The following is a 25,578-nucleotide window of genomic DNA, read 5'->3' as shown; positions in this document are numbered from 1 at the left end:
GACCAAACGTCGGACGGCCACGGCAGCGGACTTCAAACGGCCATCCACAGCCTGCGCTGAGCCCGGTTTGCCGCAGGCTCCGGCGGAACAACGTTGAGTCATGGAGAAACCGGACGATCCCATCAGGGGCGAGGTACGACTGGTGGGCCACCGCCGGGTGAGCCACGGGCTCTTCGTCGTGGCGCGCAACGACCTCTCGAGCGAGGAGGAGTTCCGGCGCGACCTGCGCGCCTACCTGCTCGTGCTGCCGCCCTCGGCGGTGTACACCCACCTCACGGCGGCGCGTCTGCTGGGTTGGCAGCTGCCGAAGCTGCCCGAGCAGGTGCCGGTGTTCGCCGCGGTCGACGACGATGACGGCCGACCCCGGAGGCACGGGCTCATCTGCTCGCGGCTGCGGCGCGACCGTCGACCATTGCGGCGTCACGGCCTCCCGGTCGACTCGGCCGAGGAGATCCTCCTGAGGATGGCGCGCGACCTCGGGCTGCTCGATCTTGTGGTCCTGGTCGATTCCGCCCGCCGATCCGGCGACCTGGACCCGAAGCGGATGGAGGCTCTGCTGGCCTCGGGGCGCCCCGGCGTACGCATGCTGCGCGAAGCATGGCGCCGGTCGACCGGTCTGGCCGAGTCCGGGCCGGAGACGCTGCTCCAGCAGTTCCACGTCGAGGTAGACGTGCCGTGCTCCCCGCAGGTCGACGTATTCGACGAGGGCGGCAACCACCTGGGCCGCGCGGACCTGATCGTCCGCGGCACGCAACGGCTGCACGAGTACGACGGCGCCCACCACCGCGACGGGCGGCAGCACCGCGACGACCTGCGGCGAGAACGCGCCCTGCTCGCTGCTGGGTACACCCGGCACGGCTACACGCTGGACGACCTGCTCAACCACCCCGCCGTGGTGATGCGGGAGATCGACCAAGCGCTCGGTCGAGCCGTCGACCTGCGCCGATTGAGACGCTGGCGCCGCCTGGTCGACAACTCCCTCTACTCCGAGGCCGGCCGCGAGCGCGTCATGAACCGCTGGCGGCGCCAGAACGGGATCATCGATTGGGCAGGAACGGCATGACCAGGGGCCGCAATCTCGCGGTTGGTGACCAAACCGCAACCGCGGACGTCGCCCAGGCTGCCCCCGCACCCACCGCAGTGCGCCTAGGCTGAGGGCGTGGACCGGCGGATCTTCGGGATCGAGAACGAGTACGGCGTGACGTGCACGTTCAAGGGGCAGCGCCGTCTGAGCCCGGACGAGGTGGCGCGCTACCTGTTCCGGAAGGTCGTGAGCTGGGGGCGGAGTAGCAACGTCTTCCTCCGCAACGGCGCCCGGCTGTACCTCGACGTGGGCAGCCACCCGGAGTACGCGACGCCCGAGTGCGACGACGTCACCGAACTGGTCACCCACGACAAGGCGGGCGAGCGGGTTCTCGAGGGGCTGCTCCTGGACGCCGAGCAGCGACTGCACGACGAGGGCATCGCCGGCGAGATCTACCTGTTCAAGAACAACACCGACTCCGCGGGCAACTCCTACGGCTGCCACGAGAACTACCTCGTGAGCCGGGCGGGGGAGTTCAGCCGGCTGGCCGACGTACTGATCCCGTTCCTGGTGACCCGTCAGATCATCGTCGGCGCCGGCAAGATCACCCAGACCCCGCGGGGCGCCAGCTACAGCGTCTCCCAGCGTGCCGAGCACATCTGGGAGGGCGTCAGCAGCGCCACGACGCGCAGCCGCCCGATCATCAATACCCGCGACGAGCCGCATGCCGACGCCGAGAAGTACCGGCGGCTCCACGTGATCGTCGGGGACAGCAACATGAGCGAGACCACCACGATGCTCAAGGTGGCGACTTGCGACCTCGTGCTGCGGATGATCGAGGAGGGCGTGGTGATGCGCGACCTCACGATGGAGAACCCGATCCGGGCGATCCGCGAGATCTCCCACGACGTCACGGGCCGCCGCAAGGTCCGGCTCGCCAACGGCCGCGAGGCCAGTGCGCTCGACATCCAGCAGGAGTACCTCGCCAAGGCGCGCGACTTCGTCGACCGCCGCGAGATCAGCACGCCGGTGATCGAGCAGGCTCTCGACCTGTGGGAGCGCGGGCTCAAGGCGGTCGAGTCCGACGACCTCGGCCTGGTCGACCGCGAGATCGACTGGGTCATCAAGTGGAAGCTGATCGAGCAGTACCGTGCCAAGCACGGCCTGCCGCTGGGCCACCCCCGGATCGCCCAGCTCGACCTCGCCTACCACGACATCCACCGCGGTCGCGGCCTCTACTACCTGCTCGAGAAGCGCGGCGCCGTCGCCCGGGTGACGACCGACCTGAAGATCTTCGAGGCCAAGTCGGTGCCGCCGCAGACCACCCGCGCTCGGCTCCGCGGCGAGTTCATCCGCCGGGCCCAGGAGCGCCGGCGCGACTTCACCGTCGACTGGGTCCACCTCAAGCTGAACGACCAGGCGCAGCGCACCGTGCTCTGCAAGGATCCGTTCCGCGCGTACGACGAGCGCGTGCAGCGCCTGATCGACGGCATGTGAGCGGTCGCAATTGTCACGGTTTGGTCACCAACCGCAGGCCGGAGGGCCCCATGTGCGCGGTTGGTGACCAAACCGCGGCCCCCGGCGTCCCACCAATCAGGCTCCACTCAGGGCAGCCGGGTAGGGTCAGCGGCGCTGTACGAACCCGATCCGATAGGTGAAGCTCGTGTCTCGACGTCTCCGACGCCTTCCTGCCCTGCTGCTGCCGCTCGTGCTGGCGACCACGCTCGTCGCGTGCGGGGACGACGAGGGGTCCGACAGCGGTTCCTCCGGCGACACCCTGCACGGGATCACGGTCTCCGGCGACCTGGGCGAGAAGCCCGAGGTCGACTGGGGCGGCGAGCTCGAGACCGACGAGACCGAGACCTCGGTCGTCATCGAGGGCGACGGCGAGGAGCTGGCCGAGGGGGACCAGGTGCAGGCGTACCTGTGGATCGGCAACGGCACCACGGAGAAGGAGGCCTACAGCGGCTACGACGCCGGCCAGCCGGAGACCGTGGTGGCCAGCAAGGACCTCAGTCCGGTGTTCCGGGACGCGATCCTCGGCCAGACCATCGGCTCGCGCGTCGCGGTGACGACGACCGCCGAGGAGGCGTTCGGCGCCAGCGGCAACACCGACCTCAAGATCGGCAACAAGGACTCGGTCCTCATCATCGTCGACCTCGTCGAGGCCTACGAGGCACCGAAGCCGAAGGAGGTCCCGCAGTCGCAGATGCCGAAGATCATCGAGAAGGGTGCCGACGTCACCGGCCTCGACTTCTCCGGCGTGGAGGAGCCCGCCGAGGACGGCGACCTGCTCCGCAGCGTGGTGAAGGAGGGCGACGGCGCGGTCGTGAAGGAGACCGACACGGTCACCGCCGACTACCTCGGCATGGTCTACGACGCCAAGAAGCCGTTCGACGAGAGCTACTCCGAGAAGCCGGTTCCGTTCAGCCTCCAGAGCGTCGTCAAGGGCTGGACCTACGGCCTGGCCGGCCTCAAGGTCGGCTCGCGGGTCATCCTGCAGATCCCGCCGGCGCTGGGCTACGGCGCGGACGACAGCAACCCGAGCATCCCCCCGAACAGCACGCTCTACTTCGTCGTGGACATCCGCAACGCGAAGAGCGCGGGCTAGAGCACACCGGAGGTACGACGCGTTGGCCGGGCAGAAGAGCGAGCGGCTGCTCAACCTGCTCATCATGCTGCTCGTCCAGCGCCACTACGTCTCCAAGGACCGGATCCGCGCGATCCTCTACCCCGACTCGAGCACCGACGCCTTCGAGAAGATGTTCGAGCGGGACAAGGAGGAGCTGCGCAGCCTCGGCGTGCCGATCGAGGTGGGCAACATGGACGCCTACTTCGACGACGAGCCGGGCTACCGGATCCGCCCCGACGAGCTCGCGCTGCCGGACATCTCGCTGACCGCCGACGAGGCGGCGGTCATCGGGCTGGCGACCCGGGTGTGGGAGCACGCCCGGCTCGCCGAGGCCACCACCGAGGCGGTCCGCAAGCTCACCGCGCTCGGCGTGCCGCTCGACGTCACCGCCCTGGACATCGCCCAGCCACGGCTGAGCGCCGAGGAGCCGTCGTTCGACGTCTTCTGGGAGGCGGTCCAGGAGCGCACGCCGGTGGAGTTCGACTATCGGCGCGCGGGCGCGGTCAAGGCCGCGACCCGACACCTCCAGCCGTGGGGCGTCGTCCGCTACTCCGGGCGCTGGTACGTCGTGGGCTTCGACACCGACCGCGGCGAGGAGCGGGTCTTCCGCCTCTCCCGGGTCCAGGGCGAGGCGCGCAAGAAGGGCAAGCCGGGCTCCTACGAGGTGCCGGCGGGCACCGACGTCCGCGCCACCACGGTCCGGCTCGCGCCGGCCCCGCGCACGACCCGCGTGGTGCTGCTGGTCCGCGAGGACGCCGGCCACGCCCTGCGCCGCGACGCCGAGTCGGTCGAGGCCGGGGTGGACGGACCCGACGACGCCACCGGCTGGGACCGGCTGGTCCTCACCCGCAGCAGCAGCGCGGCCGACGAGCTCCTCGGCTACGGCCCCGACGTGTACGTCGAGCAGCCCGAGGAGCTGCGGGAGCACCTGGTCCGCCGGCTGCGTGACGTCGTGGAGGCCGCGTCGTGAGCGCTACCGCCGCCTCCGGTGCGCAGGCCCAGGTCGCCCGCCTGCTCACGCTGGTGCCCTACCTCCACTCGCACGGCCAGGTCCGGCTCGAGGACGCGGCCGCCGCCCTCGGCGTCCCCGCCGACCAGGTGCTCGGCGACCTCAAGGTGCTGCTCATGTGCGGCCTGCCGGGCGGCTACCCCGACGACCTCATCGACGTCGACCTGGACGCCCTCGAGGGCCCCGAGGCCGACGGGGTCATCCGGGTCTCGAACGCCGACTACCTCGCCCGCCCGCTGCGGCTCAGCCCCACCGAGGCCACCGCGATCATCGTGGCCCTGCGCGCACTGCGCGGCGGCGCCAACGACGAGACCCGCGAGGTGGTCGACCGCGCGCTGGCCAAGCTCGAGGCGGCCGCCGCCGAGGGCTCGGCGGCGACCCTGATCGACCCGGGGGAGGAGCCCCGGGGCCGTGACCTCGCCCAACTGGAGGCCGACCTCCAGGACGCCGTCGCCCGGCAGCGCCAGGTCCGGCTCACCTACTTCGCGCCCAGCCGCGACGAGCAGTCCGAGCGGACGGTGGACCCGCGCGGCATCGTGGCCGCCGAGGGCTTCACCTACCTCGACGCGTGGTGCCACGCGGCGCAGGGCCCGCGGCTGTTCCGTCTGGACCGGATCCAGGCCGCCGAGGTCCTCGACGACCCGATCAGCACGCCGGCCGAGGCCCCGCGGGACCTGGGGGAGGGACTGTTCTCGCGGGAGAGCGGGACGACCCCGGTCACGCTCCGGCTGGCCCCGCAGGCGCGGTGGATCATCGACTACTACCCGGTCGAGGCGGTCCGCCAGCGCAGCGGCGGTGTCCTCGAGGTCGACCTGCTCGTCGCCGACGAGCGGTGGCTCCAGCGTCTGCTGCTCCGGCTCGCGCCGCACGCCCGGGTGATCAGCCCCCCGGAGTACGACGAATCGTTCATCGTCCGTGCACGGGCCGCGCTCAGCCTCTACCGTTGAACCCGCGTACCATTGGCCCCGTTCGAACCACCGTCCGTGAGGATCCCCATGCTTCCGCTCATCGGCAGCCTCGGCACGACCGAGCTGCTCATCATCCTCGGCATCATCATCCTGCTGTTCGGCGCTACGAAGCTCCCGGACCTCGCCCGCGGCAGCGGCCGCGCGCTGCGCATCTTCAAGACCGAGACCAAGGGCCTCATGGACGACGACGTCCCCGACGCACCGAAGACCCCCGAGCAGCTCGAGCTCGAGGCGAAGCAGGACGACCTGACGCGCCGGCAGGCCGAGCTCGACGCCGAGCGCGACCGGCTGAACCGCCCCGACAGCGTCTGAACGACCTGCTCGTTCGTTGTCGTCCCTGAGCGGAGTCTTCGGCTACTTCTCCGGCCGTCCCCACCACCCGGTGGGCGCGGACGGGCGGATGGCGCTGTCCGACCACCTGCGCGAGCTGCGGGCCCGACTGCTGAAGTCGGCGCTGTTCTTGCTGGTGGCGTTCATCGTTGCGCTGTTCTTCTACAACCAGCTGCTCGACATGGTGCTGGACCCGTACAACGACGCCCGCGCGATGCTGGGCGAGTCCGTCCAGACCGAGGCCTACATCAAGGGCGCCACCGGCCCCCTGATGCTGCAGCTCAAGCTCTGCGGCATCGCCGCGATCGTGGTCTCCAGCCCGTACTGGCTCTACCAGATCTGGGCCTTCATCGTCCCCGGGCTGCACGACAGCGAGAAGATGTGGAGCCGCATCTTCGCGGCCATCGCCGGCCCGCTGTTCATCATCGGGGTGCTCACCGGCTACTACGTCCTCCCGCGCGGCCTCGAGGTGCTCATCGGCTTCACCCCCGAGGGCCTGGCGAACCTGGTCGAGTTCAACGAGTACTTCGGCTTCCTCACCCGGATGCTGCTGGTGTTCGGCATCGCCTTCGAGATCCCGCTGTTCGTGATCATGCTCAACCTCGCCGGGGTGGTCACCGGCAGGCAGCTCGGCCGCTACCGCCCCTGGATCATCCTCGGCACCTTCGTGTTCGCCGCGGTGGCGACCCCGTCCACCGACCCGTTCTCGATGACGATGCTCGCGCTGCCGATGCTCGTGCTGTTCTTCGTCGCCGAGCTCATCGCCCGTTTCGTCGACCGGGCGCGCGGGCGCAAGAACGGCGACACGAGCCAGTGGGACGACGACGAGGTCTCGCCCCTGTGACCGCGTCATGACCGCGCCATGACCGCGCCATGACAGCGCCATGAGCCGGTCGTTCACCGCGGTCGACCCCTTCGACCTCCCCGAGTGGCTCGGCGAGGAGGACGTCACCTGGAGCACCGAGTCCGGGCTCCGTCGCGGGTACGACGTCGCCGGGACGCTCTCCGGCGCAGGCCACGACCCCGTGGCCTGCGACCTGCTCGCCGTCGACGAGGCCTACCCGGCCCCGGTCGCCGACCAGCAGGTCCGGCACGACGCCCACCAGGCGTGGCGGCACGGGCAGGTGCTCGTCGTCGAGGTCGAGGGGCGGCTCACGCTCGCCGTCCCGGGCACCGGCTTCACCGCGGACCTGGTGATCGACGCGATGAGCCGGCTCGCGAAGGCGGTCGGCGCCTCGCCGGACCACTACTCCGTCCGTCTGCGGATCGGCACCTCGAGGGCCTAGTCTTCGGCGCGTGGAGCCCCTGAAGCACGTCACGCTGCTCACCAACCCGTCCGCCGGGAAGGGACGCGGCGCACGGTTCCGGGATGCCGCCGCCGACCACCTGCGCGCCGCCGGGCTCGACGTGCGCACGATCGAGGGCTGCGACGCCGACGAGGCGCTCGACCTGGCCCGCGCGGCGGTCGTCGGGGGCACCGACGCGCTCGTGCTCTGCGGCGGGGACGGCCTGGTCCATCTCGGCGTCCAGGCCGCCGCCGGCTCCGACACCCCGATCGGCGTGATCCCGGCCGGCACCGGCAACGACGTCGCCCGCTACTTCGACGTCCCGCGCAAGGACCCGGTCGCCGCCGCCGAGCGGCTGCTGGCCGGCTCGCCCCGGATGATCGACTTGGCCCGCAGCGGCACGCGGTACTTCACCACGGTGCTGGCCGCCGGCTTCGACGCGATCGTCAACGAGCGGGCGAACCGGATGACCTGGCCCAAGGGCCAGATGCGCTACAACATCGCCACGCTGGCCGAGCTGCGCACGTTCGAGCCGATCCCGTACACGATCGAGCTCGACGGCGAGTCCCGGAACCTCGAGGCGATGTTGGTCGCGGTCGGCAACGGGCCGTCCTTCGGCGGGGGCCTGCGGATCACCGAGGGGGCGCTCCTGGACGACGGGCTGCTCGACGTCGTGATCATCAAGCCGATGAGCAAGCCCGCGCTGGTCCGGACCTACCCCAAGCTCTTCAAGGGCACCCACGTCACCCACCCGGCCTACGAGCACCACCGGGTCCGCGCGGTGACGGTCGCGGCGCCCGGCATCGTGTCGTACGCCGACGGCGAGCGCTTCGGCGCGCTGCCCCTGACGGTGGAGTGTGCCGCGGGCGCGTTGCAGGTGCTCGCGTAGGTTTGACCGCATGACGGACCTCAGCCCGTCCGAGCGGTACGCCGACTACCGCAAGCACCAGCGGCACCCGGTGCTCAAGGACTTCCAGTCGCTCTACGACTTCCCGCTCGACGCGTTCCAGCTCGAGGGCTGCCGCGCGATCGAGGAGGGCCGCGGGGTCCTGGTGGCGGCGCCCACCGGCTCCGGCAAGACCATCGTCGGCGAGTTCGCGATCCACCTCGCGGTGCAGACCGGGCGCAAGTGCTTCTACACGACGCCGATCAAGGCGCTGTCGAACCAGAAGTTCAACGACCTGGTGGCCCGCTACGGCCCCGAGAACGTCGGCCTGCTGACCGGGGACAACTCGGTCAACGGCGAGGCGCCCATCGTGGTGATGACCACCGAGGTGCTCCGCAACATGCTGTACGCCGGGTCGCGGACCCTGCTGGGCCTCGGCTTCGTGGTGATGGACGAGGTCCACTACCTCGCCGACCGGTCGCGGGGCGCGGTGTGGGAGGAGGTCATCATCCACCTCCCGGAGTCGGTGTCGCTGGTCTCGCTGTCCGCGACCGTCTCCAACGCCGAGGAGTTCGGCGAGTGGCTCGAGACCGTCCGCGGCGACACCCAGACCATCGTCGAGGAGCGCCGGCCGGTCCCGCTCTACCAGCACGTGATGGTCGGGCGCCGGGTCCTCGACCTGTTCGCGAAGTCCGACGTCGACGCCGCCGCCGGGTTCGTGAAGGAGGGCGCGCCGGTCAACGACGAGCTGCTCAAGATCGCGCGCGACGACTGGGCGAGCAACCGGGTCCGCGACCGCCGTACCCCGCGGGGGAAGGGCAAGCCCGGACAGCGCAACGTCGGCAACGGCCGCCGGGTGTGGATCCCCAGCCGCCCCGACGTGATCGAGCAGCTCGACCGGATGGCCCTGCTGCCGGCGATCGTCTTCATCTTCAGCCGGGTCGGCTGCGACGCGGCGGTCACCCAGTGCCTGAACGCCGGGATCCGGCTGACGACGCCGGAGGAGCGCGACGAGATCTACGCCTACGTCGAGGCGGCCTGCTCCCACCTGCCCTCCGAGGACCTGCACGTCCTCGGCTACCACGACTTCCTCGACGGCCTGACCCGCGGCGTCGCGGCCCACCACGCCGGCATGCTCCCGGCCTTCAAGGAGTGCGTCGAGGAGCTGTTCCTCCGCGGACTGTGCAAGGTCGTCTTCGCGACCGAGACCCTGGCGCTCGGCATCAACATGCCGGCCCGCACGGTGGTGATCGAGAAGCTCTCGAAGTGGAACGGCGAGAACCACGCCGACATCACGCCGGGGGAGTACACCCAGCTGACCGGCCGCGCCGGGCGCCGGGGCCTCGACGTCGAGGGGCACGCGGTCGTCCTGTGGCAGCCGGGCATGGACCCGCGGCAGGTGGCCGGCCTGGCCTCGACGCGCACCTACCCGCTCCGGTCGTCGTTCCGCCCGTCGTACAACATGGCGGTCAACCTCGCGCACCAGTTCGGCCGCGAGCGGTCCCGGGAGCTGCTCGAGCAGTCGTTCGCGCAGTTCCAGGCCGACAAGGCCGTCGTCGGCCTGGCCCGGCAGCTGCGCAAGGCCGAGGACGCGCTCGACGGCTACCGCCAGGCGGCCACCTGCCACCTCGGCGACTTCATGGAGTACGCCGGCCTCCGCCGCCGGATCAGCGACGTCGAGAAGGGCGCCAGCCGCGCCCGCAAGGCCGACCGGCGCGAGGAGGCCGTCGAGTCGCTGCGCGCACTGAAGCCCGGCGACGTGATCCAGGTGCCGACCGGCAAGTTCCAGGGGTACGCCGTCGTGGTCGACCCCGGCTGGTCGCCGGAGGGCCCGCGTCCCTACGTCGTGACCGAGGACCGGCAGGCCCGGCGGCTGGCCATGATCGACTTCCCGACGCCGGTGACCGCGCTGGCCCGGCTGCGGGTGCCGAAGAACTTCAACGGGCGCAACCCGCAGATGCGGCGTGACCTCGCCTCGGCGCTGCGCTCGCGCACCCACGACCTCGCGCCGCCCCCGCCGTCGCGGACCGCGCGGACCGACCGCAGCCGGACCGCGGCCGACGACGAGATCGCCGCGCTGCGCGACCAGCTCAGGGCGCACCCCTGCCACGCCTGCCCGGAGCGCGAGGACCACGCCCGCTGGGCGGAGCGGTACTTCAAGCTCGACCGGGACGCCCAGACGCTCAAGCGGCGGGTCGAGCAGCGCACCAACACCGTCGCCCGGACCTTCGACCGCGTCTGCGACGTGCTGACGGCGCTCGACTACCTCGACGGCGACACGATCACCGAGCGCGGGCAGCACCTGATGCGGATCTACTCCGAGCTCGACCTGGTCGCCGCGGAGTGCATCCGGGTCGGTCTGTGGGACGACCTCGACCCGTCCGGACTCGCCGCCGCCCTCTCGGTGCTGGTCTTCGAGGCGCGCCGGGCCGACGACGCCTCCTCGCCGCGGATCCCCGGCGGCGAGATCCGCCAGGTGATCGGCGAGATGGTGAAGCTCTGGGGCGCCCTGGACGCGCTCGAGCGCGACCACAAGCTCGACTTCCTGCGCCAGCCCGATCTCGGGTTCGCCTGGGTGGCCTACCGCTGGGCCGAGGGCGACGAGCTCGACGACGTGCTGATGGTCAGCGACCTGGCCGCCGGTGACTTCGTGCGCTGGATGAAGCAGCTCATCGACCTGGCCGGTCAGGTCGCCGACGCGGCCGGCCCGACCCCGCTCCGCGAGAACGCTCGCGAGGTCGTGCGGCGGCTGCGCAGGGGAGTGGTGGCCTACTCGGCACTCGCCGACGAGGACTGACCCTGCCGGACCGCCTCCTCGACCGGCACGTCGCCGTTGACCAGGTTCCACTGCTTCCCAACGGTCCCCGGCGCGTCCAGCACCGCCGCGAGCACCGCGGCCACGTCGGCGCGGGTCACGTCGCCGCGGGCCACGTCCGGCCCGAGCGCGACCCGGCCGGTGGCAGGGTCGTCGGTGAGCCTCCCGGGCCGGACGATCGTCCAGGCCAGCCCGCTCTCGCGCAGGGCCGCATCGGCGTCCCGCTTGGCCTCGACGTAGGCACGCCAGACGTCGCCGGTGTCGGCCGGCAGCGGATCGTCGACGTTGATGGCCGAGACCTGCACGAACCGGTCGATCCCGGCCCGCTGGGCGCCGTCGATCGACTTGAGCGAGCCCTCGAGGTCGACCGTGCGCTTGCGCTCGATGTTCCCGTCCGGGCCGCCGCCCGCGGCGAACACGACGGCGCCGCAGCCGTCGAAGGCCGCGGCGAACGCGGCGGCGTCCTGCCGCTCGATGTCGAGCAGGCGCACCTCCGCACCGCGCCCCTCGAGGTCGGCGCGGTACTCCTCCCGGCGCACGAGCGCCACCGGGTCGTGGTCCGCGCGGCGCAGGACGTGGATGAGCTGGCGGGCCACCTGGCCGTGGCCCCCGACGATCGCGATCCGAGTCATGCCGTCCACCGTACGGAGCCGACCCAGCGGCGTACGGCGCCGGTCAGACCCGTGGTCAGACTCCCGGTCAGACCCCGGAGTCGTCGGTCGACACGAAGCCGTTGCGGAAGCCCCACGCGACCGCCTGCGCGCGGCTGGTGACGCCGATCTTCCGGTACAAGGTGCGGATGTAGGTCTTGACCGTGTTGATGCTCAGGTAGGCGCGCGCGGCGATCTCCTCGTTGCCGAGGCCGCGGACGATGAACGTGAGCATCTCGGCCTCGCGCTCGGACAGGCCGTGGACCTGGCCCGGCCAGGTCTGCTGGGGGTCCTGGTCGTCCGGGGCGGGCGCCGGCGCGGTGCCGTCGTGGAAGGCCACCAGCCGCGCGATCAGCTCGCTGGCGGTCAGGCGCTTCGGCAGGTAGCCGACCGCGCCCGCGGCGAGCGCCGCGGCCTCCGGGTAGTCGTCCCAACTGTAGACGACGACCTTGGCGTCGTTCTCCGCCACCATGCGGCGCAGCTTGCCGTCCTCGTCGGGCAGACGGCCGAACGTGTCGAACAGGATGATGTCCGGCTCGTGGGCCGGGTGCGGGTCCGTGCCGATGTCGACGATCCGCACGTGCTCGGGGTGGCGCGCCAGCATCGCGGCGAGCCCGAGCAGGGCGAGCTCGTAGTCGTTCGAGATCGCCACCCGGACCGGTCTCGGGTCGCCGTCACCCATGGCAGAGAACCTCCGTGAGTCGTTGCACGGGGCTCTCGATGCCCCAGGTCGTCCCGAGCGCGGCCACGCTAGCGAGGTCCCGGGGCTCGCGGGGGACCGCGGTGTCCGGACGGCCCAGGTCGAGGTCGCGGGCGACCGCGACCACCTGCGGCGCGACCTCGAGGTACGGCGCCGCCGCCTTGATCTTCCCGCGCGGACCGGGGCCCATGTCGGCGTCCGGGTCCAGGGCGGCGGCGACGATGCCGTCCATGTCGCCGAAGCGGCCCAGCAGGGTCGCCGCGGTCTTCTCGCCGATGCCCGCGACACCCGGCAGGCCGTCCGAGGCGTCGCCCCGCAGGGTCGCGAAGTCGGCGTACTGGCGGGCGTCGACGCCGTACTTCTCCCGCACCCAGTCGTTGGTGACGCGCTCGTGCTTGCCGACGCCGCGGGCGATGTACAGGACGCGGACGTCGCGCTCGTCGTCGACGAGCTGGAACAGGTCGCGGTCGCCGGTGACGATGTCGACGGGCTGGCGCGCCTGGGCCGCGAACGAGCCGATGACGTCGTCGGCCTCGTAGCCGTCCTTGCCGACCACGCAGATCCCGAACGCGTCGAGCACGTCGAGGATGATCGGGACCTGCACCTCCAGCGGGTCCGGCACCTCCTCGACGTCGGGGGCGCCGGTGCGCTCCGCGACGACCCGGTGCGCCTTGTAGGACGGCAGCAGGTCCACGCGCCACTGCGGGCGCCAGTCGTTGTCCCAGCAGCAGACCAGGTCCGTGGGCCGGTAGTCGGCCACCAGCCGCGAGATGAAGTCGAGGAGCCCGCGCACCGCGTTGACCGGCGTACCGTCGGGACCCTTGATCTCGGGGACCCCGAAGAAGGCCCGGAAGTACATCGAGGCCGTGTCGAGGAGCATCAGGCGTCCGGGCGCGTCTGTCACGGACGCGATCCTGCCATGCGCGATGCCCTAGCCTGTGCGCGTGACCACGTCAGAGCTCGAGGCGACGGATCGCAAGATCCTCGGCCTGCTCGCCGCCGACGGCCGGATGTCCTTCACCGACCTGGGCAAGGCGACCGGCCTGTCGACGTCCGCGGTCCACCAGCGGGTGAAGCGACTCGAGTCGCGCGGCCTCATCACCGGGTACGGCGCCACCATCGACCACGCGCAGCTCGGGCTGCCGCTGACGGCGTTCATCTCGATCCGCCCGATCGACCCCTCACAGCCCGACGACTCCCCGGAGCGGCTGCGCGCGATCGACGAGATCGAGTCGTGCTGGTCCGTCGCCGGCGACGAGTCGTACATCCTCAAGGTGCGGGTCGCCACCCCGACCGCCCTCGAGGACCTCCTCGCCCGGATCCGCGCCGCCGCGAACGTCTCGACCCGGACGACGATCGTCCTCTCCACGCCGTACGAGGGTCGCCCGGTCAGCTGAGGGGATGCCCCTGGGGCTGCGGTTTGGCCACCAACCGCGGACTGGGAGCGCTCCCACCTGCGGTTGGTGACCAAACCGCGACATCGACGACGAGCGGCCGGCGGTCACCAGGCCTGGAGCGCCGCCGTCCGACGCGACGCCTCGGCGGCCTTGAGCGCGGAGGTGTCGAGGTCGGCGCGCCGGGCCCACCACGCCTGGCCGGCGGCCGGGAGGGTGTGGATCGGGTCGTAGTACTCGTAGGTCCGCGAGAGGGCGTCCTCGGAGGTCGCCTCGATGGACGTGCGGTAGTTCTTCGTCCAGTAGGAGATGCCACGCTCGGTGTCGTAGGCGGCGAGCTGGTGGACCCAGCGCTTGCCGACGAAGGGCACGTCGCAGACGATCCGCGGCGTCGCGAAGCCCGGCAGGTAGCCCATGATGTGGTGCTGGAGGCGCTGCGCGTCGGCGACGGAGACCCGCCAGTGCTCCGAGAACGGGATCATGTCGCACATGTAGAAGTAGTACGGCATGATCTGCGCGCCATCGAGGAGCCGGAAGCACAGGTCGAGCAGCGCGTGCGGGTCGGCGTTGACGCCGTTGAGCAGGACGCCCTGGTTGCGCACGTCGCGTACGCCGGCCTCGAGGATCGCCTTCGCCGCCTCGGCGACCAGCGGGGTGATCGAGCTGGCGTGGTTGGCGTGCGTGTGGATCGCGATCGAGACGCCGCGCGAGCGCGCGGTGCCGGCGACGCGCTCCATGCCGGCCCGGACCTCGTCCTGGAGCCAGTGCTGGGGGAGGCCGACCAGTGCCTTGGTGGCGAGGCGGATGTCGCGGACGTTCTCGATCTCGAGCAGCCGGGCGAGGAAGTCCTCCAGGCGGGGCCACGGCATGTTGGCCACGTCGCCGCCGGAGACCACGACGTCGCGGACGGACGGGGTCGTGCGCAGGTAGTCGAGCATCGCGCCGAGCCGGTCGACGGGCTTGCCCAGGAACTTCAGCTTGTCGACGGTCGGCGTGGAGTTGCCGACGAGGTCCATGCGGGTGCAGTGCCCGCAGTACTGCGGGCAGGTCGGCAGCAGCTCGGCGAGCACCTTGGTCGGGTAGCGGTGGGTCAGGCCTTCGGCCACCCACATGTCGTGCTCGTGGAGCGAGTCGCGGGTGGCGTGCGGGTGGGAGGACCAGTCCGTGCGCCGGTCGGAGAAGACGGGGATCATGTAGTGGCGGACCGGGTCGGCGTAGAAGGCCTCGGTCAGCGAGCCCGGAGCGGAGGTGCCCTGGTGATCCCTGGCGTGCGGCACCATCGTGTTCATCATCTGCGGCGGCACCAGCATCGACATCGTGGCCCGCTCGGCCTGGTCGCGCTCGAGGTCGGCGTAGAAGCGCTCGTCGAGCAGCCCGCCCATGAGCTCGCGCAGCTGCTTGACGTTCTTGATGCAGTGCGCGCGCTGCCACTGCACCGACGCCCACTCCTCGGCGGTGACGTCGCGCCAGCCGGGGAACCGGGTCCAGTCGGGCTCGACCAGCTCGGCCCGCTGGTACGGGTACGGCTGGCCGGTCTCCAGGCCGATCGAGGTCTCGATGCTCACCCCGCCACTGTAGGTGGCGATTCTCCGGGCTGTCGACTGCCGCGCCGGAGATCCTTTCGTTAGGCTGCCGTTGTGCGAGATGTTCCCTCTGGCCGACCCAGCGATCCCACCGGGCTCCACCGGGTGCTCGACGCGGCGGTGCGCCTGCCCCAGGCCGCCGACCGGCTCGACACCCGCCCCGAGCTGTGGCCCGACGAGGTCCGGATCCGGGTCGAGCGACTCAACCTCGACGCGGCGTCGTTCCGCCAGCTCGAGCGCAAGCACACGGTTGACGGACGGGGCGACGGGGACGCGGTCCGCGCCGAGGTCCTCGAGATCGTCCGCACCCGCGGCAAGATGCAGAACCCCGAGACCGGCTCCGGCGGCATGCTCGTCGGCACCGTCGAGGAGGTCGGCCCGGAGTCCCCGCTCGGCCTCGCCGTCGGTGACCGGGTCGCGACCCTCGTCTCGCTCACGCTCACCCCGCTCGTCGTCGAGGACGAGCTGCGGGGCTGGGACGGCCGGGGGGAGCAGGTGCCCTGCGACGGGTACGCCGTGCTGTTCGGTCGCTCGATCGCCGCGGTGCTCCCCGACGACCTGCCGGCCGAGCTGAGCCTCGCGGTCATGGACGTCTGCGGCGCCCCGGCACTGACCGCCCGCGTCGTCGAGGGCTACGTCGACAGGGGAGACCAACCGACGGTCGCGGTGATCGGCGGCGCCGGCAAGTCCGGCTCGCTCAGCCTGGCCGCGGCCCGTCGCGCCGGCGCCAAGCGCACCATCGGCGTGGTCCCGCACGAGGCCGAGGCCGACCTGCTCACGGGCGCCGGGCTCGCCGACGAGGTCGTGGTCTCCGACGCCCGCGACCCGATCGCGCTGCGCGACGCGGTGACCACCGCCGGAGGGCCGGCCGACGTCACCGTCGTCTGCGTCGACGTCCCGGGCTGCGAGGGCGGCGCGATCCTGGCCACCGCCGACCGCGGCACGGTCGTCTTCTTCTCGATGGCCACGTCGTTCCCGGCCGCCGCCCTCGGCGCCGAGGGCCTGGCCGCCGATGTCACCATGCTGGTCGGCAACGGCTACGCGCCCGGCCACGCGGCGTACGCCCTCGAGCTCCTGCGGGAGACGCCCGGCGTGCGCAGCCTCTTCGAGAGGAGGATGGGATGACCCGGCGGCACGGCAAGCTCGACCTCGATCCCGCCACGGTCCGGCAGGCCCGGGCGCTCGCTCGCCGGGCCGGCCGCCCGATCGTGACGATGGCGAAGAAGCACACCACGGTCGCCGTCGAGCGCGCCACGCTGCGCCTGGCCGGCCTCGCGGGCTCCGACCCCGACGGCACCCCGTGGGTGAACCGGCTGATGGACGTCGTCCGCGCCGACACCGGCCTGGAGCACGGCGTCGCGCTGCCCGTCTGGGACGCGCTGCTGCGCGGCGAGGCCGACGACCTGGCCACGCTCGCGGAGAAGGCATCGGCCGGCTCGGTGACCTTCCGCCTGCCCGAGGGCAAGGCCGCCGACCGCGCCCGCCGCGCCTCGCACCGGCAGGTCGGCCGCGGCATCACGCTGATCGACCGGCGCCGGGTCGAGCGGGAGCGCCTGATCGCGCGCTTCGGCGACGCGCCGCACAAGCCGTGGATCTACCTCATCGTGGCCACCGGCGACATCTACGAGGACATCCCGCAGGCCCAGCAGGCCGCCCGCGAGGGCGCCGACGTGATCGCGGTGATCCGCTCGACCGGCCAGAGCCTGCTCGACTTCGTGCCCGAGGGCGCGACCCGCGAGGGCTTCGCCGGCACCTACGCCACCCAGGAGAACTTCCGCCTGATGCGGGCCGCCCTGGACGAGTCCAGCAAGGAGCTCGGCCGCTACGTCCGCCTCACCAACTACGCCTCGGGCCTCTGCATGCCCGAGATCGCGGCGCTCGCCGGCATGGAGCGCCTCGACATGATGCTCAACGACTCGATGTACGGGATCCTCTTCCGCGACATCAACCCGGTGCGCACCTTCGTCGACCAGCGGTTCAGCCGCCAGGTGCACGCCCGCGCGGGCATCATCATCAACACCGGCGAGGACAACTACCTCACCACCGCCGACGCCGTGGAGGCCGCGCACACGGTGACGACCAGCCAGCTGCTCAACGAGTACTTCGCCAAGGAGGCCGGGCTCGAGGACTGGCAGCTCGGCCTGGGCCACGCGTTCGAGATCGACCCCGACGTCCCCGACTCGTTCCGCCTCGAGCTGGCCCACGCGATGCTCGCGCGCGACCTGTTCCCGGACGCCCCGCTGAAGTGGATGCCGCCGACGCGGCACATGACCGGAGACGTGTTCCGCGGCTACCTGCTCGACGGGTTCTTCAACCTGGTCGGCGCGCTGACCGGGCAGGGCATCCTGCTCGTCGGCATGATGACCGAGGCCGTGGTGACGCCGTGGCTCTCCGACCGCGACCTCGCGCTCCAGAACGTCCGCTACGTCATGAACGCCGCCGGCAACCTGCACGAGGACTTCCGACCGGATCCCGACGGCTTCATCGCCGACCGTGCGCGGCAGGTGCTGGGGGAGTCGATCGACCTGCTCGACCAGATCCTGGATCACGAGCACGGCCTGCTCGACGCGATCGCGGACGGCACCTTCGGCCTGATGAAGCGACCACAGGACGGCGGCAAGGGCCTGGACGGCGTGGCGCGGAAGTCCAGCGCCTACTACAACCCCGCGACCGAGATCCTGGAGGCGAAGTGAGCCAGCTCGTGCGCCCGTACGGCGACACCACCGGCGACGGGATGGTGCAGATCAGCTTCACGCTGCCCGTCAAGGGACAGGGCCCGCACTCGAAGGTCGCCGAGGGCGCCGCCGCCCAGCTCGCGCGCAAGATGGGCATGGACCCGGCGCTGGTCGTGCACGCCAAGCCGATGGGACCCGACTTCACGTTCTTCGTCGTCTACGGCCGGGTCAGCCACCTGGTGGACCTCGACGAGGTGGAGGCCGTCGAGCGCGACTACCCGCTGCTGACCCCCAAGGAGGCGAACGCCGCGATCAAGCGGGCGCTGCGCCGCCGGCTCGTCGTCGTGGGCGGCTGCATCGGCACCGACGCCCACACCGTCGGCATCGACGCGATCCTCAACATCAAGGGGTTCGCAGGCGAGAAGGGCCTGGAGTACTACCGCGAGCTCAAGGTCGTGAACCTCGGCGCGCAGGTCTCCGTCCCGCAGCTGGTCGAGCGCGCCCGCGCCGAGAAGGCCGACGCCGTCCTGGTCTCCCAGGTCGTCTCCCAGCGCGACGCCCACCTGCTCAACACCCGCGAGATGTCGGCGGCCTTCCGCGAGTCCTACCCGTCGGATCGGCGGCCGCTGCTGATCGTCGGCGGCCCGCGCTTCGACGAGTCCATGGCCGACGAGCTCGGCGTCGACCGCGTGTTCACCCGCGGGACGACGCCCGGCGAGGTCGCGTCGTACCTGGTCCACCGGCTCGTCGAGAGGAAGGCGTCCTGATGGCTGCCGAGGTCGGAACCGTCGTCACGCACCGCCGCTACGTGCCGTACTCACATGCGCACTACGCCGGCAACCTGGTCGACGGCGCGTACAGCCTCGGGCTGTTCGGCGACGTGGCCACCGAGATGTGCATCCGGACCGACGGCGACGAGGGCCTGTTCGCGTCGTACTCCGACGTGCAGTTCCGGGCGCCGGTCCACGCCGGCGACGTCCTCGAGATCACCTGCGAGCTGGTGCGGGTCGGGACCCGTTCGCGGGTCCTGGAGTTCGCCGTGCACGTGGTCGCGCGGGGCGCGGCGACCGCGGAGAGGCCCGGCGCGGCCGTCGTGCTGGACGAGCCGCTCGTCGCCACGACGGCGACCGGCACGGTCGTCGTGCCGGCGCGATAGCGAGGTTTCCCGGCGCGTCGCGCGCGACACGCCGGGAGGAGCGGGAATTTTCAAGCATTTCCGTGAGCCGGATCCCGTCGCTGACCTGCGGTTTCGCGCGTTTGTGCAGGTCAGTGGGCTCTTGACGATCACGGGGGTCACGTTCCAATCTCGGTGCCGTTCGCCCGGTGCAGATCGTGGCCGGCGGACCGACGTCCGAGTGGCCGGGTCGGAGGATGGAAGTGCCAGCCATCCGTCAGACGTGGTTCGCGGAGGTCGGTCCGCCCCCGAGGGTGGACTCGGAGGAGACCCGCGTCCCCTAGACAACAGCCTCGTCCTCGGCAGCCGGTCGGTGACGGACTGGACCGAAGGGTGCGGGTCCCTTCCGACTGACCGGTATCTCACGGGTAGTTTCGTCCCATGCTGCTCCGCGTGCTGGCCGCCCTGGCATCGGGGGTCGGGCTGTCGCTCGCGTTCGAGCCGGTCGCGCTCCCGATCGTCATCCCGTTCGCGGTCGCCGCGTTCGTGCTCTGCTGCCGCGGCCTGCGGGCTCGCAGCGCGTGGCTGCCGGGCCTGGCGTTCGGCATCGGCTTCCAGTTCGTCCTCATCGTGTGGATGCGCGCCGTCGGCTCCGACGCCTGGCTCGCCCTCGCGTCCGCGGAGGCGGCGTTCCTGGGGATCCTCGGCTCGCTGACCGCTGTCCTCGTCCGGCACCGCTGGTGGCCGCTGTGGGTCGCCGCCGCGTGGGTCGCCGTCGAGGTGTGGCGCAGCGGCTGGCCGTTCAGCGGCATGCCGTGGGGCCGGCTCGCCTTCGCGACCGCGGACACCTACGTCGCCGGAGCGCTGCCGTGGGTCGGGGCGGTCGGCGTGAGCTTCGTGCTCGCGCTCAGCGGCACGCTGCTCGCCTGGGTGGTCGTGGCCCGCGACCGTGAGCGGAAGATCGCCGGAGGCGTGCTCGCCGGGCTGGTGGTCGTCACGCTGGTCCCGGTCGCGCTGCCCTGGGAGTCCGAGCCCGAGTCGGAGGTCACCGTCGCGGTGGTCCAGGGCGACGTGCCCGGCAACGGGGACGACATCCTCTACGACTTCCGGCAGGTCACCCAGAACCAGGTCGACCTGACCGTCCAGCTCGCGCGCGACGTCGCGGCGGGGGAGCAGCCGCGGCCCGACTTCGTGCTGTGGCCGGAGAACTCCACCGCCGTCGACCCGTTCCGGGATGCGCGGACCAACGCCGGCATCGAGGCCGCGAGCGCCGCCATCGGCGTCCCGATCCTGGTCGGTGCGATCGTCGACGGCGGGCCGGAGCACGTGCTCAACCAGGGCATCGTGTGGGACCCGGTCACCGGGGCGGGGGACCGGTACACCAAGCGCCACCCGGTCCCGTTCGGCGAGTACATCCCCTGGCGCGAGCTCTTCACCCGCCAGTTCGGGCGGCTCGCGGAGATCCCGCGCGACATGCTCAGCGGCACCCGCCGGACTCCGCTCCGGGTCGCGGGGGTCGAGGTCGCCGACGCGATCTGCTTCGACGTCGCCTACGACGACGCCCTCTACGACCAGGTCGCGCGCGGCGCCGAGCTGCTGACCGTCCAGACCAGCAACGCGACGTTCATCCACACCGACCAGGTCGAGCAGCAGTTCGCGATCACCCGTCTGCGCGCGATGGAGACGGGGCGCTGGCTCGCGGTCTCGTCGACCAACGGCATCACCGGCGTGATCGCCCCCGACGGGTCGGTCGTGGCGAGCGCGGAGCAGCGCACCCAGGACGTGCTGGTCGAGCAGGTGGGCCTCGAGTCCAGCATCACCCCGGCGGTCCGTCTCGGGGCCTGGACCGGCCGGCTCCTCCTCGCGCTCACCGGCGTCGGCCTCGTGCTCGCCGTCCTCCGGCCCGGCCTGCCGTATGGTCGGCGCCGGAACCGGCAGCAGGCCGCGGACGACGGCCATCTCGGCTCCGCCGTCCCGGTCGCGGCCGCCTCGGGGCACGGCGCGAGCGAAGGGGCGGACGGGTGAGTCTGGGACGCGTGGTCGTCGTCATCCCGACCTACAACGAGGCGGAGAACCTCGCGTGGATCGTCGGGCGGGTGCGCGCCGCGCAGCCGGAGGTCGACGTGCTCGTCGTCGACGACGGGTCGCCCGACGGCACCGGCGCCGTCGCCGACGACCTCGCCGCCGCCGACCCTCAGGTGAAGGTGCTGCACCGGACCGCGAAGGCGGGCCTCGGCGCGGCGTACGTCCATGGCTTCCGGGTCGCCCTCGACGCCGGCTACGACGTGATCGGCGAGATGGACGCCGACGGCTCCCACCAGCCCGAGCAGCTGGACCGGCTGCTGGCCGCCCTGGAGACCGCGGACCTGGTGATCGGGTCGCGCTGGGTGCCGGGCGGCTCGGTCGTGAACTGGCCGCTCCAGCGCGAGCTGCTCTCGCGCGGCGGCAACCTCTACGTGCGGATGCTGCTCGGGGTGAAGGTGCGCGACGCGACGGCCGGCTACCGGCTGTTCCGGCGGGCGACGCTGGAGACGATCGACCTCACCTCGGTCGAGTCCACCGGCTACGTCTTCCAGACCGACATGGTCGCCCGTACGCTGGCCGCCGGGCTGGTCGTCAAGGAGGTCCCGATCGACTTCGTGGAGCGGGTCAGGGGAGACTCGAAGATGAGCGGCTCCGTCGCGACCGAGTCGCTGCGCCGGATCACGCGGTGGGGCCTGCGGGAACGCCGCGAGCAGCTGCGCCGCGCCTGGAGCAGGCGATGAACCGCCGCCGGAGGCTCCAGCTCGTGGCGTTCGTCGTCTTCGTGCTGATGCCGCTGCTGGAGCTCTACGTCCTCGTCCAGGTGGGCCAGGTGATCGGCACGGGCTGGACCGTCGTGCTCCTACTGGTCAGCGGCGCCCTCGGCACCCTGCTGATCCGGCACGAGGGCGCACGCGCGTGGCGGGCGCTGCGCGAGGCGATCGAGGGCGGCCGGATACCGGCGACGGAGCTGGCCGACGGGGCGCTCATCCTGCTGGGCGGGGCGCTGATGCTGGCGCCGGGCTTCGTGACCGACGCGCTGGGGATCCTGCTGATCCTGCCGTTCACGCGCCCGATGTTCCGGGGCCTGCTGTCCGGCATGCTGGCTCGCCGGATCGTCCCGGACGTGACTCGCCCCGGACGTGGACCCGAGGGCCCGGTCGTCCGGGGCGAAGTCGTCGACGACGACTGAGCGGGGCTCAGCCGCGTCAGGAGACCTTCTTGGTCTTCTTCTGGTTCGCGCGGTGCAGGTGCGCGGGGCCGATCTCCCCGTCGCGGAGCAGTTGGAGCCGCTCCTTGAGGATGTCCTCGAGCTCCTTCTCGGACCGACGCTCGAGCAGCATGTCCCAGTGGGTGCGGGCCGGCTTCTCGGCCTTCACCTCGGGCTGGATGCCGGCGACACTGAGGGCCTCCGCGCCGCAGCGCGGGCACTCCCAGACCGCCGGGACGTCGGCCTCGACCGACATCGTGATCTCGAACTCGTGCCCCTGCGGGCACCGGTAGCCGACCTGCTGGCGAGCCGCGAACTCGATGCCGCGCTCGTCCTCGAAGCTCTGGCCGCCGAGCCGCGCTCCCCGTAGCGTGCGCTCTGCCATGGAGCCACCTCCCGAATTTCCTTGGATCCCCCGTGCGTGTCCGAGACGTGTGCTGCCGGCGCTCGTGACGCCTCTTCCGTGCCCGGGTTGTACCCAGGCGGTGCACGTCTCAACCCGTTCAACGGTACGGGCCGGGGCAAGATTCCGGGAATCGGCGCCCCGGACCTCGTTCACAGGAGGTTCTCAGGTGTCCCGTCTGCCGGGTCGCTGCTTGTTCGGGCCGGCGGCGCCTCGTGGCGAATCATCACGGTAGGCAGGTGGGTCGGCACTTCCCGTGGCGTACCGAGCACGGGGAGCGGGGGCTCACCCACCTACCGTGATGAATCGGCGGCGAACGGAGCAGCCCGCCTCACCCGCGCCCACCCAGGCCCCGGACCGCCGCGGCGGCACCGCAGGCAGCTCGGTCACCTCGGCGTGCGCTCAGACGACGCGGGGGAGCGGGTTGCCCGCCTCCTCGATCCCGCGCCGCGGGTCGACCCGGAGCAGGAACCCGATGCCGATCACGAAGAGGACGACCAGCGCCAGCAGCGCGGGCCGGTAGGAGTCGGTCAGCTGGTGCACGAGGCCGAAGACCAGGGTGCCGATCCAGCTCGTGCCGCGCTCGCACGCCTGGTAGAGCGAGAAGTACTCCGCCTCCCGGCCCCGGGGGATGAGCTGGCTGTAGAACGACCGGGAGAGCGCCTGGGTGCCGCCCAGGACGACGCCGATCGCCACGGCGAGGGCCAGGAACAGCGGGAGGTTCTTCTCGGGCGTCAACCAGCCGGCGACGACCACGACCAGCCAGATGAACAGGCCGACGAGGATCACGCGGTACGCCCCGCGACCCTTCGCCACGCGACCGAAGAGCAGGGCGCCGCCGATGCCCACGAACTGGACCACGAGGAAGGCGAGCAGCACGTCGCTCTTCTCGAAGCCGAGCTGCTTCTCGCCGTACACCGACGCGGCGTAGATCACGGTCTGGATGCCGTCGTTGTAGAACAGGTACGCCAGCAGGAAGGTCAGCGTGACGGGGTAGCGCCGCAGGTCCTTGAGCGTGTGCCAGAGCTGGCCGAAGCTCGCCGCCACCAGCCCGCCGCGCTCGGCGGCCGGGTTCACCGGCGGGCGGGACCGGATGCCGCGCACCGGGATGATCGTGAACACCGCCCACCACAGGCCGGCCGAGAGCAGGCTGATCCGGACCGCCATCTCGGTGTCGTCGCTCATCACCGTGAGCAGCACGAAGTTCGCGGCCAGCAGGAGGCCGCCGCCGAGGTAGCCCAGAGCCCAGCCGCGCGAGGAGACCCGGTCGCGGTCGTCGGGGTCGGCGACGTCGACCAGCAGCGAGTCGTAGACGACCAGGCTGGCGCCGAGGCAGAGGGTGGCGAGCAGCAGCAGGACCGCGCCGAGCTGCCAGCTCGTGCCCGCGACGAAGAACATCGCGGCGGCGAAGGCGCTGCCGGTCCAGGCGAACCCGCCGAGCAGCCGAGGCTTGTGGGCGCTGCGGTCGGCGACCGCGCCGACGATTGGGAGGACGACGGCCGAGAGGATCGTCGAGACCGTGACGATGTAGAAGACCAGCGACCCGGCCGACACGTCGAGCCCGAGGACGTGCAGGTCGGTCGTGCAGGTGCCGACCTCGCCCTCCTCCGGACCGCACGCGGCCCTCTCGGCGACCGAGGTGAGGTACGGCGCGAAGAGCACCGCCGCGGTCGTGGTGACGAAGGCGCTGTTGGCCCAGTCGTACCAGTACCAGGCCTTCTGCTCGGCCCTCTGGTCGGGCCGGGTGCTCGTCATCGGGGTCCTCGCCACTCGCCGCGCGCGATCAGCACGTCCCTGAGTATGTCGGTCCGGTCGGTGAAGATGCCGTCGACGCCCCGGTCCAGTAGCGCGTTCATCTCCGCATCGTCGTCGATCGTCCAGACGTGCACCTGGCGGCCGGCCGCGTGCGCGCGGCGCACGAAGCCCGGCGTGACGACCGTAATCGACCTCCGCGTGAGCGGCACCTGGAACACCTGGAACCGGCGTCGGGTGACCAGGTCGGCGAGGCGCCGGGGGAGCAGCCGGTACGCCGCGATCTCGGCCGGCGTGGCGCAGGTCGGCACCCGCCCTCCGGTGAGCGCGCGGAACCTCGCCGTACGTCGGGGGGAGAAGGAGCCGACGAGCACCCGGTCCCAGGCGTTGCGGTCGGCGATGAAGTCGGCCAGCGCGGCGACCGCGCTCTCGGACTTGAGGTCGATGTTGAACCGGGCGTCCGGGAAGGCGTCGAACAGCTCCGCCAGCGTCGGCACCGTCTCGCGGCCCGCCACCAGCGCCTCGCGGACCTCGGCGAGGCTGAGCGCGGCGATCTCGCCGCGGCGGTCGGTGACCCGGTCGAGCACGCTGTCGTGGAAGGCCAGCAGGACGCCGTCGCGGGTGACGTGGACGTCGGTCTCGAGGTGGCGGTAGCCGAGGGACACGGCGTGCCGGAACGCCGCCAGCGTGTTCTCGAGCCCCTCGACCTCGGGGTGGTAGGCGCCCCCGCGGTGGGCGAACGCGATCACCGGTCCCGGGTCGTCGAGGTAGGGGAACCCGGTGCGCGAGCTGGCCACGGGGTGCAGTATCCACGGCCCGGGCTCCACGGCCAGGGAGCGGTGGGGCGGTAGCGTCTACGCATGGAGAGTTTGACCTGTCCTCGTTGCGGCACCGAGATGGTCACGCGGGCGCTGAGCGCCTCGCTGGGTGACGGCGAGTTCAGCCAGTGTCCGGACGGCCACGGCGTCTTCCTGGCTCGCGCCGACCTCGGCGCGCTGATCGAGTCCGAGAGCGACTGGCACCGCCACGCCGGCCAGCACACCGCGCCGATGCCCCGCATCACCGCCGACATGGCCGCCCCGCCGGTGTCGAAGGCCCCGCCGCGGGCGTGGGTGGAGACGTTGT

26 protein-coding genes are annotated in these 25,578 nt (G+C 71.7%); 19 read left to right on the top strand and 7 right to left on the bottom strand.

The window, feature by feature from the left end:
* Positions 1 to 100: 100 nt before the first annotated feature.
* From ACYQ0U_RS19880 to ACYQ0U_RS19835, 10 genes are all read left to right on the top strand, one after another.
* Complete coding sequence (locus ACYQ0U_RS19880; protein WP_459975621.1) at positions 101 to 1,063, top strand: hypothetical protein; 963 nt, start codon at positions 101 to 103, stop codon at positions 1,061 to 1,063.
* A 96-nt stretch (positions 1,064 to 1,159) separates the two neighbouring features.
* Positions 1,160 to 2,521 carry a Pup--protein ligase gene (gene pafA / locus ACYQ0U_RS19875; protein WP_459975620.1) on the top strand — a complete coding sequence of 454 codons (1,362 nt, stop codon included), beginning with the start codon at positions 1,160 to 1,162 and terminating at the stop codon, positions 2,519 to 2,521.
* Between the two features lie 166 nt (positions 2,522 to 2,687).
* On the top strand, positions 2,688 to 3,635 hold the full coding sequence (locus tag ACYQ0U_RS19870) for an FKBP-type peptidyl-prolyl cis-trans isomerase (RefSeq protein ID WP_459975619.1): 948 nt from the start codon (positions 2,688 to 2,690) through the stop codon (positions 3,633 to 3,635).
* 22 nt (positions 3,636 to 3,657) lie between these two features.
* Positions 3,658 to 4,626, top strand: a complete 969-nt coding sequence (locus tag ACYQ0U_RS19865; RefSeq protein ID WP_459975618.1) for a helix-turn-helix transcriptional regulator — start codon at positions 3,658 to 3,660, stop codon at positions 4,624 to 4,626.
* Entirely contained in the window at positions 4,623 to 5,612 is a 990-nt protein-coding gene (locus tag ACYQ0U_RS19860; RefSeq protein ID WP_459975617.1) for a helix-turn-helix transcriptional regulator, read from the top strand. Before ACYQ0U_RS19865 ends, ACYQ0U_RS19860 begins: the two co-directional genes overlap by 4 nt.
* A gap of 48 nt (positions 5,613 to 5,660) precedes the next feature.
* Positions 5,661 to 5,945, top strand: a complete 285-nt coding sequence (gene tatA, locus ACYQ0U_RS19855) for a Sec-independent protein translocase subunit TatA (protein WP_459975616.1) — start codon at positions 5,661 to 5,663, stop codon at positions 5,943 to 5,945.
* Between the two features lie 16 nt (positions 5,946 to 5,961).
* A complete protein-coding gene (gene tatC, locus ACYQ0U_RS19850; RefSeq protein ID WP_459975615.1) occupies positions 5,962 to 6,807 on the top strand; it encodes a twin-arginine translocase subunit TatC in 846 nt (281 codons plus the stop codon).
* 40 nt (positions 6,808 to 6,847) lie between these two features.
* Positions 6,848 to 7,249 carry a hypothetical protein gene (locus ACYQ0U_RS19845; RefSeq protein WP_459975614.1) on the top strand — a complete coding sequence of 134 codons (402 nt, stop codon included), beginning with the start codon at positions 6,848 to 6,850 and terminating at the stop codon, positions 7,247 to 7,249.
* A 10-nt stretch (positions 7,250 to 7,259) separates the two neighbouring features.
* The gene (locus ACYQ0U_RS19840) at positions 7,260 to 8,138 is read left to right on the top strand and encodes a diacylglycerol kinase (protein ID WP_459975613.1); all 879 of its coding nucleotides are present in this window, start codon (positions 7,260 to 7,262) and stop codon (positions 8,136 to 8,138) included.
* Between the two features lie 10 nt (positions 8,139 to 8,148).
* Positions 8,149 to 10,932 carry a DEAD/DEAH box helicase gene (locus tag ACYQ0U_RS19835; protein ID WP_459975612.1) on the top strand — a complete coding sequence of 928 codons (2,784 nt, stop codon included), beginning with the start codon at positions 8,149 to 8,151 and terminating at the stop codon, positions 10,930 to 10,932.
* Here ACYQ0U_RS19835 and ACYQ0U_RS19830 read toward each other — a convergent pair.
* The 3 genes from ACYQ0U_RS19830 to ACYQ0U_RS19820 all read right to left on the bottom strand — a co-directional run bounded on the left by ACYQ0U_RS19830 (position 10,905) and on the right by ACYQ0U_RS19820 (position 13,204).
* Complete coding sequence (locus ACYQ0U_RS19830) at positions 10,905 to 11,582, bottom strand: SDR family oxidoreductase (protein ID WP_459975611.1); 678 nt, start codon at positions 11,580 to 11,582, stop codon at positions 10,905 to 10,907. The genes ACYQ0U_RS19835 and ACYQ0U_RS19830 overlap by 28 nt on opposite strands.
* Before the next feature lie 67 nt (positions 11,583 to 11,649).
* Positions 11,650 to 12,282: a LuxR C-terminal-related transcriptional regulator gene (locus ACYQ0U_RS19825; RefSeq protein WP_459975610.1), complete on the bottom strand. Its 633-nt coding sequence runs from the start codon at positions 12,280 to 12,282 to the stop codon at positions 11,650 to 11,652.
* A complete protein-coding gene (locus tag ACYQ0U_RS19820; protein ID WP_459975609.1) occupies positions 12,275 to 13,204 on the bottom strand; it encodes a 5'-3' exonuclease in 930 nt (309 codons plus the stop codon). Before ACYQ0U_RS19820 ends, ACYQ0U_RS19825 begins: the two co-directional genes overlap by 8 nt.
* 40 nt (positions 13,205 to 13,244) lie before the next feature.
* Between ACYQ0U_RS19820 and ACYQ0U_RS19815 the strand changes: the two genes are divergently transcribed.
* Positions 13,245 to 13,697: an Lrp/AsnC family transcriptional regulator gene (locus tag ACYQ0U_RS19815; protein WP_459975608.1), complete on the top strand. Its 453-nt coding sequence runs from the start codon at positions 13,245 to 13,247 to the stop codon at positions 13,695 to 13,697.
* A gap of 104 nt (positions 13,698 to 13,801) precedes the next feature.
* Here ACYQ0U_RS19815 and ACYQ0U_RS19810 read toward each other — a convergent pair whose 3' ends face one another.
* Positions 13,802 to 15,253, bottom strand: coding sequence for a KamA family radical SAM protein (locus ACYQ0U_RS19810; RefSeq protein ID WP_459975646.1), 1,452 nt, complete (start codon positions 15,251 to 15,253; stop codon positions 13,802 to 13,804).
* A 129-nt stretch (positions 15,254 to 15,382) separates the two neighbouring features.
* On the opposite strand from ACYQ0U_RS19810, the gene kdd reads away from it, so the two are divergent.
* From kdd to ACYQ0U_RS19775, 7 genes are all read left to right on the top strand, one after another.
* Positions 15,383 to 16,402, top strand: coding sequence for an L-erythro-3,5-diaminohexanoate dehydrogenase (kdd, locus tag ACYQ0U_RS19805; RefSeq protein WP_459975607.1), 1,020 nt, complete (start codon positions 15,383 to 15,385; stop codon positions 16,400 to 16,402).
* A complete protein-coding gene (gene kamD, locus ACYQ0U_RS19800; protein ID WP_459975606.1) occupies positions 16,399 to 17,970 on the top strand; it encodes a lysine 5,6-aminomutase subunit alpha in 1,572 nt (523 codons plus the stop codon). Before kdd ends, kamD begins: the two co-directional genes overlap by 4 nt.
* Positions 17,967 to 18,719 carry a lysine 5,6-aminomutase subunit beta gene (gene kamE, locus ACYQ0U_RS19795; protein ID WP_459975605.1) on the top strand — a complete coding sequence of 251 codons (753 nt, stop codon included), beginning with the start codon at positions 17,967 to 17,969 and terminating at the stop codon, positions 18,717 to 18,719. Before kamD ends, kamE begins: the two co-directional genes overlap by 4 nt.
* Positions 18,719 to 19,108: a 3-aminobutyryl-CoA ammonia lyase gene (kal, locus tag ACYQ0U_RS19790; protein ID WP_459975604.1), complete on the top strand. Its 390-nt coding sequence runs from the start codon at positions 18,719 to 18,721 to the stop codon at positions 19,106 to 19,108. Before kamE ends, kal begins: the two co-directional genes overlap by 1 nt.
* A 399-nt stretch (positions 19,109 to 19,507) precedes the next feature.
* On the top strand, positions 19,508 to 21,091 hold the full coding sequence (gene lnt / locus ACYQ0U_RS19785) for an apolipoprotein N-acyltransferase (protein ID WP_459975603.1): 1,584 nt from the start codon (positions 19,508 to 19,510) through the stop codon (positions 21,089 to 21,091).
* Positions 21,088 to 21,831 (top strand): polyprenol monophosphomannose synthase, encoded by a 744-nt coding sequence (locus ACYQ0U_RS19780; RefSeq protein WP_459975602.1) that lies wholly within the window; start codon positions 21,088 to 21,090, stop codon positions 21,829 to 21,831. Before lnt ends, ACYQ0U_RS19780 begins: the two co-directional genes overlap by 4 nt.
* On the top strand, positions 21,828 to 22,280 hold the full coding sequence (locus ACYQ0U_RS19775) for an FxsA family protein (RefSeq protein WP_459975601.1): 453 nt from the start codon (positions 21,828 to 21,830) through the stop codon (positions 22,278 to 22,280). The genes ACYQ0U_RS19780 and ACYQ0U_RS19775 overlap by 4 nt, the downstream gene beginning before the upstream one ends.
* Before the next feature lie 16 nt (positions 22,281 to 22,296).
* On the opposite strand, the gene ACYQ0U_RS19770 is transcribed toward ACYQ0U_RS19775, so the two are convergent.
* From ACYQ0U_RS19770 to ACYQ0U_RS19760, 3 genes are all read right to left on the bottom strand, one after another.
* Entirely contained in the window at positions 22,297 to 22,683 is a 387-nt protein-coding gene (locus tag ACYQ0U_RS19770; protein ID WP_459975600.1) for an RNA polymerase-binding protein RbpA, read from the bottom strand.
* A 420-nt stretch (positions 22,684 to 23,103) separates the two neighbouring features.
* Positions 23,104 to 24,456 (bottom strand): MFS transporter, encoded by a 1,353-nt coding sequence (locus tag ACYQ0U_RS19765; RefSeq protein WP_459975599.1) that lies wholly within the window; start codon positions 24,454 to 24,456, stop codon positions 23,104 to 23,106.
* Positions 24,453 to 25,250, bottom strand: a complete 798-nt coding sequence (locus tag ACYQ0U_RS19760) for a glycerophosphodiester phosphodiesterase family protein (protein ID WP_459975598.1) — start codon at positions 25,248 to 25,250, stop codon at positions 24,453 to 24,455. The genes ACYQ0U_RS19765 and ACYQ0U_RS19760 overlap by 4 nt, the downstream gene beginning before the upstream one ends.
* 63 nt (positions 25,251 to 25,313) lie before the next feature.
* Here ACYQ0U_RS19760 and ACYQ0U_RS19755 point away from each other — a divergent pair.
* Positions 25,314 to 25,578, top strand: a 265-nt coding sequence (locus tag ACYQ0U_RS19755) for a TFIIB-type zinc ribbon-containing protein (RefSeq protein ID WP_459975597.1), incomplete at its 3' end; no start/stop codon positions are given.

It is taken from the genome of Nocardioides pyridinolyticus (assembly GCF_054653575.1).
Note: the sequence above shows the minus strand (reverse complement) of the source record. Positions and strands in the feature narration are given on the sequence as shown.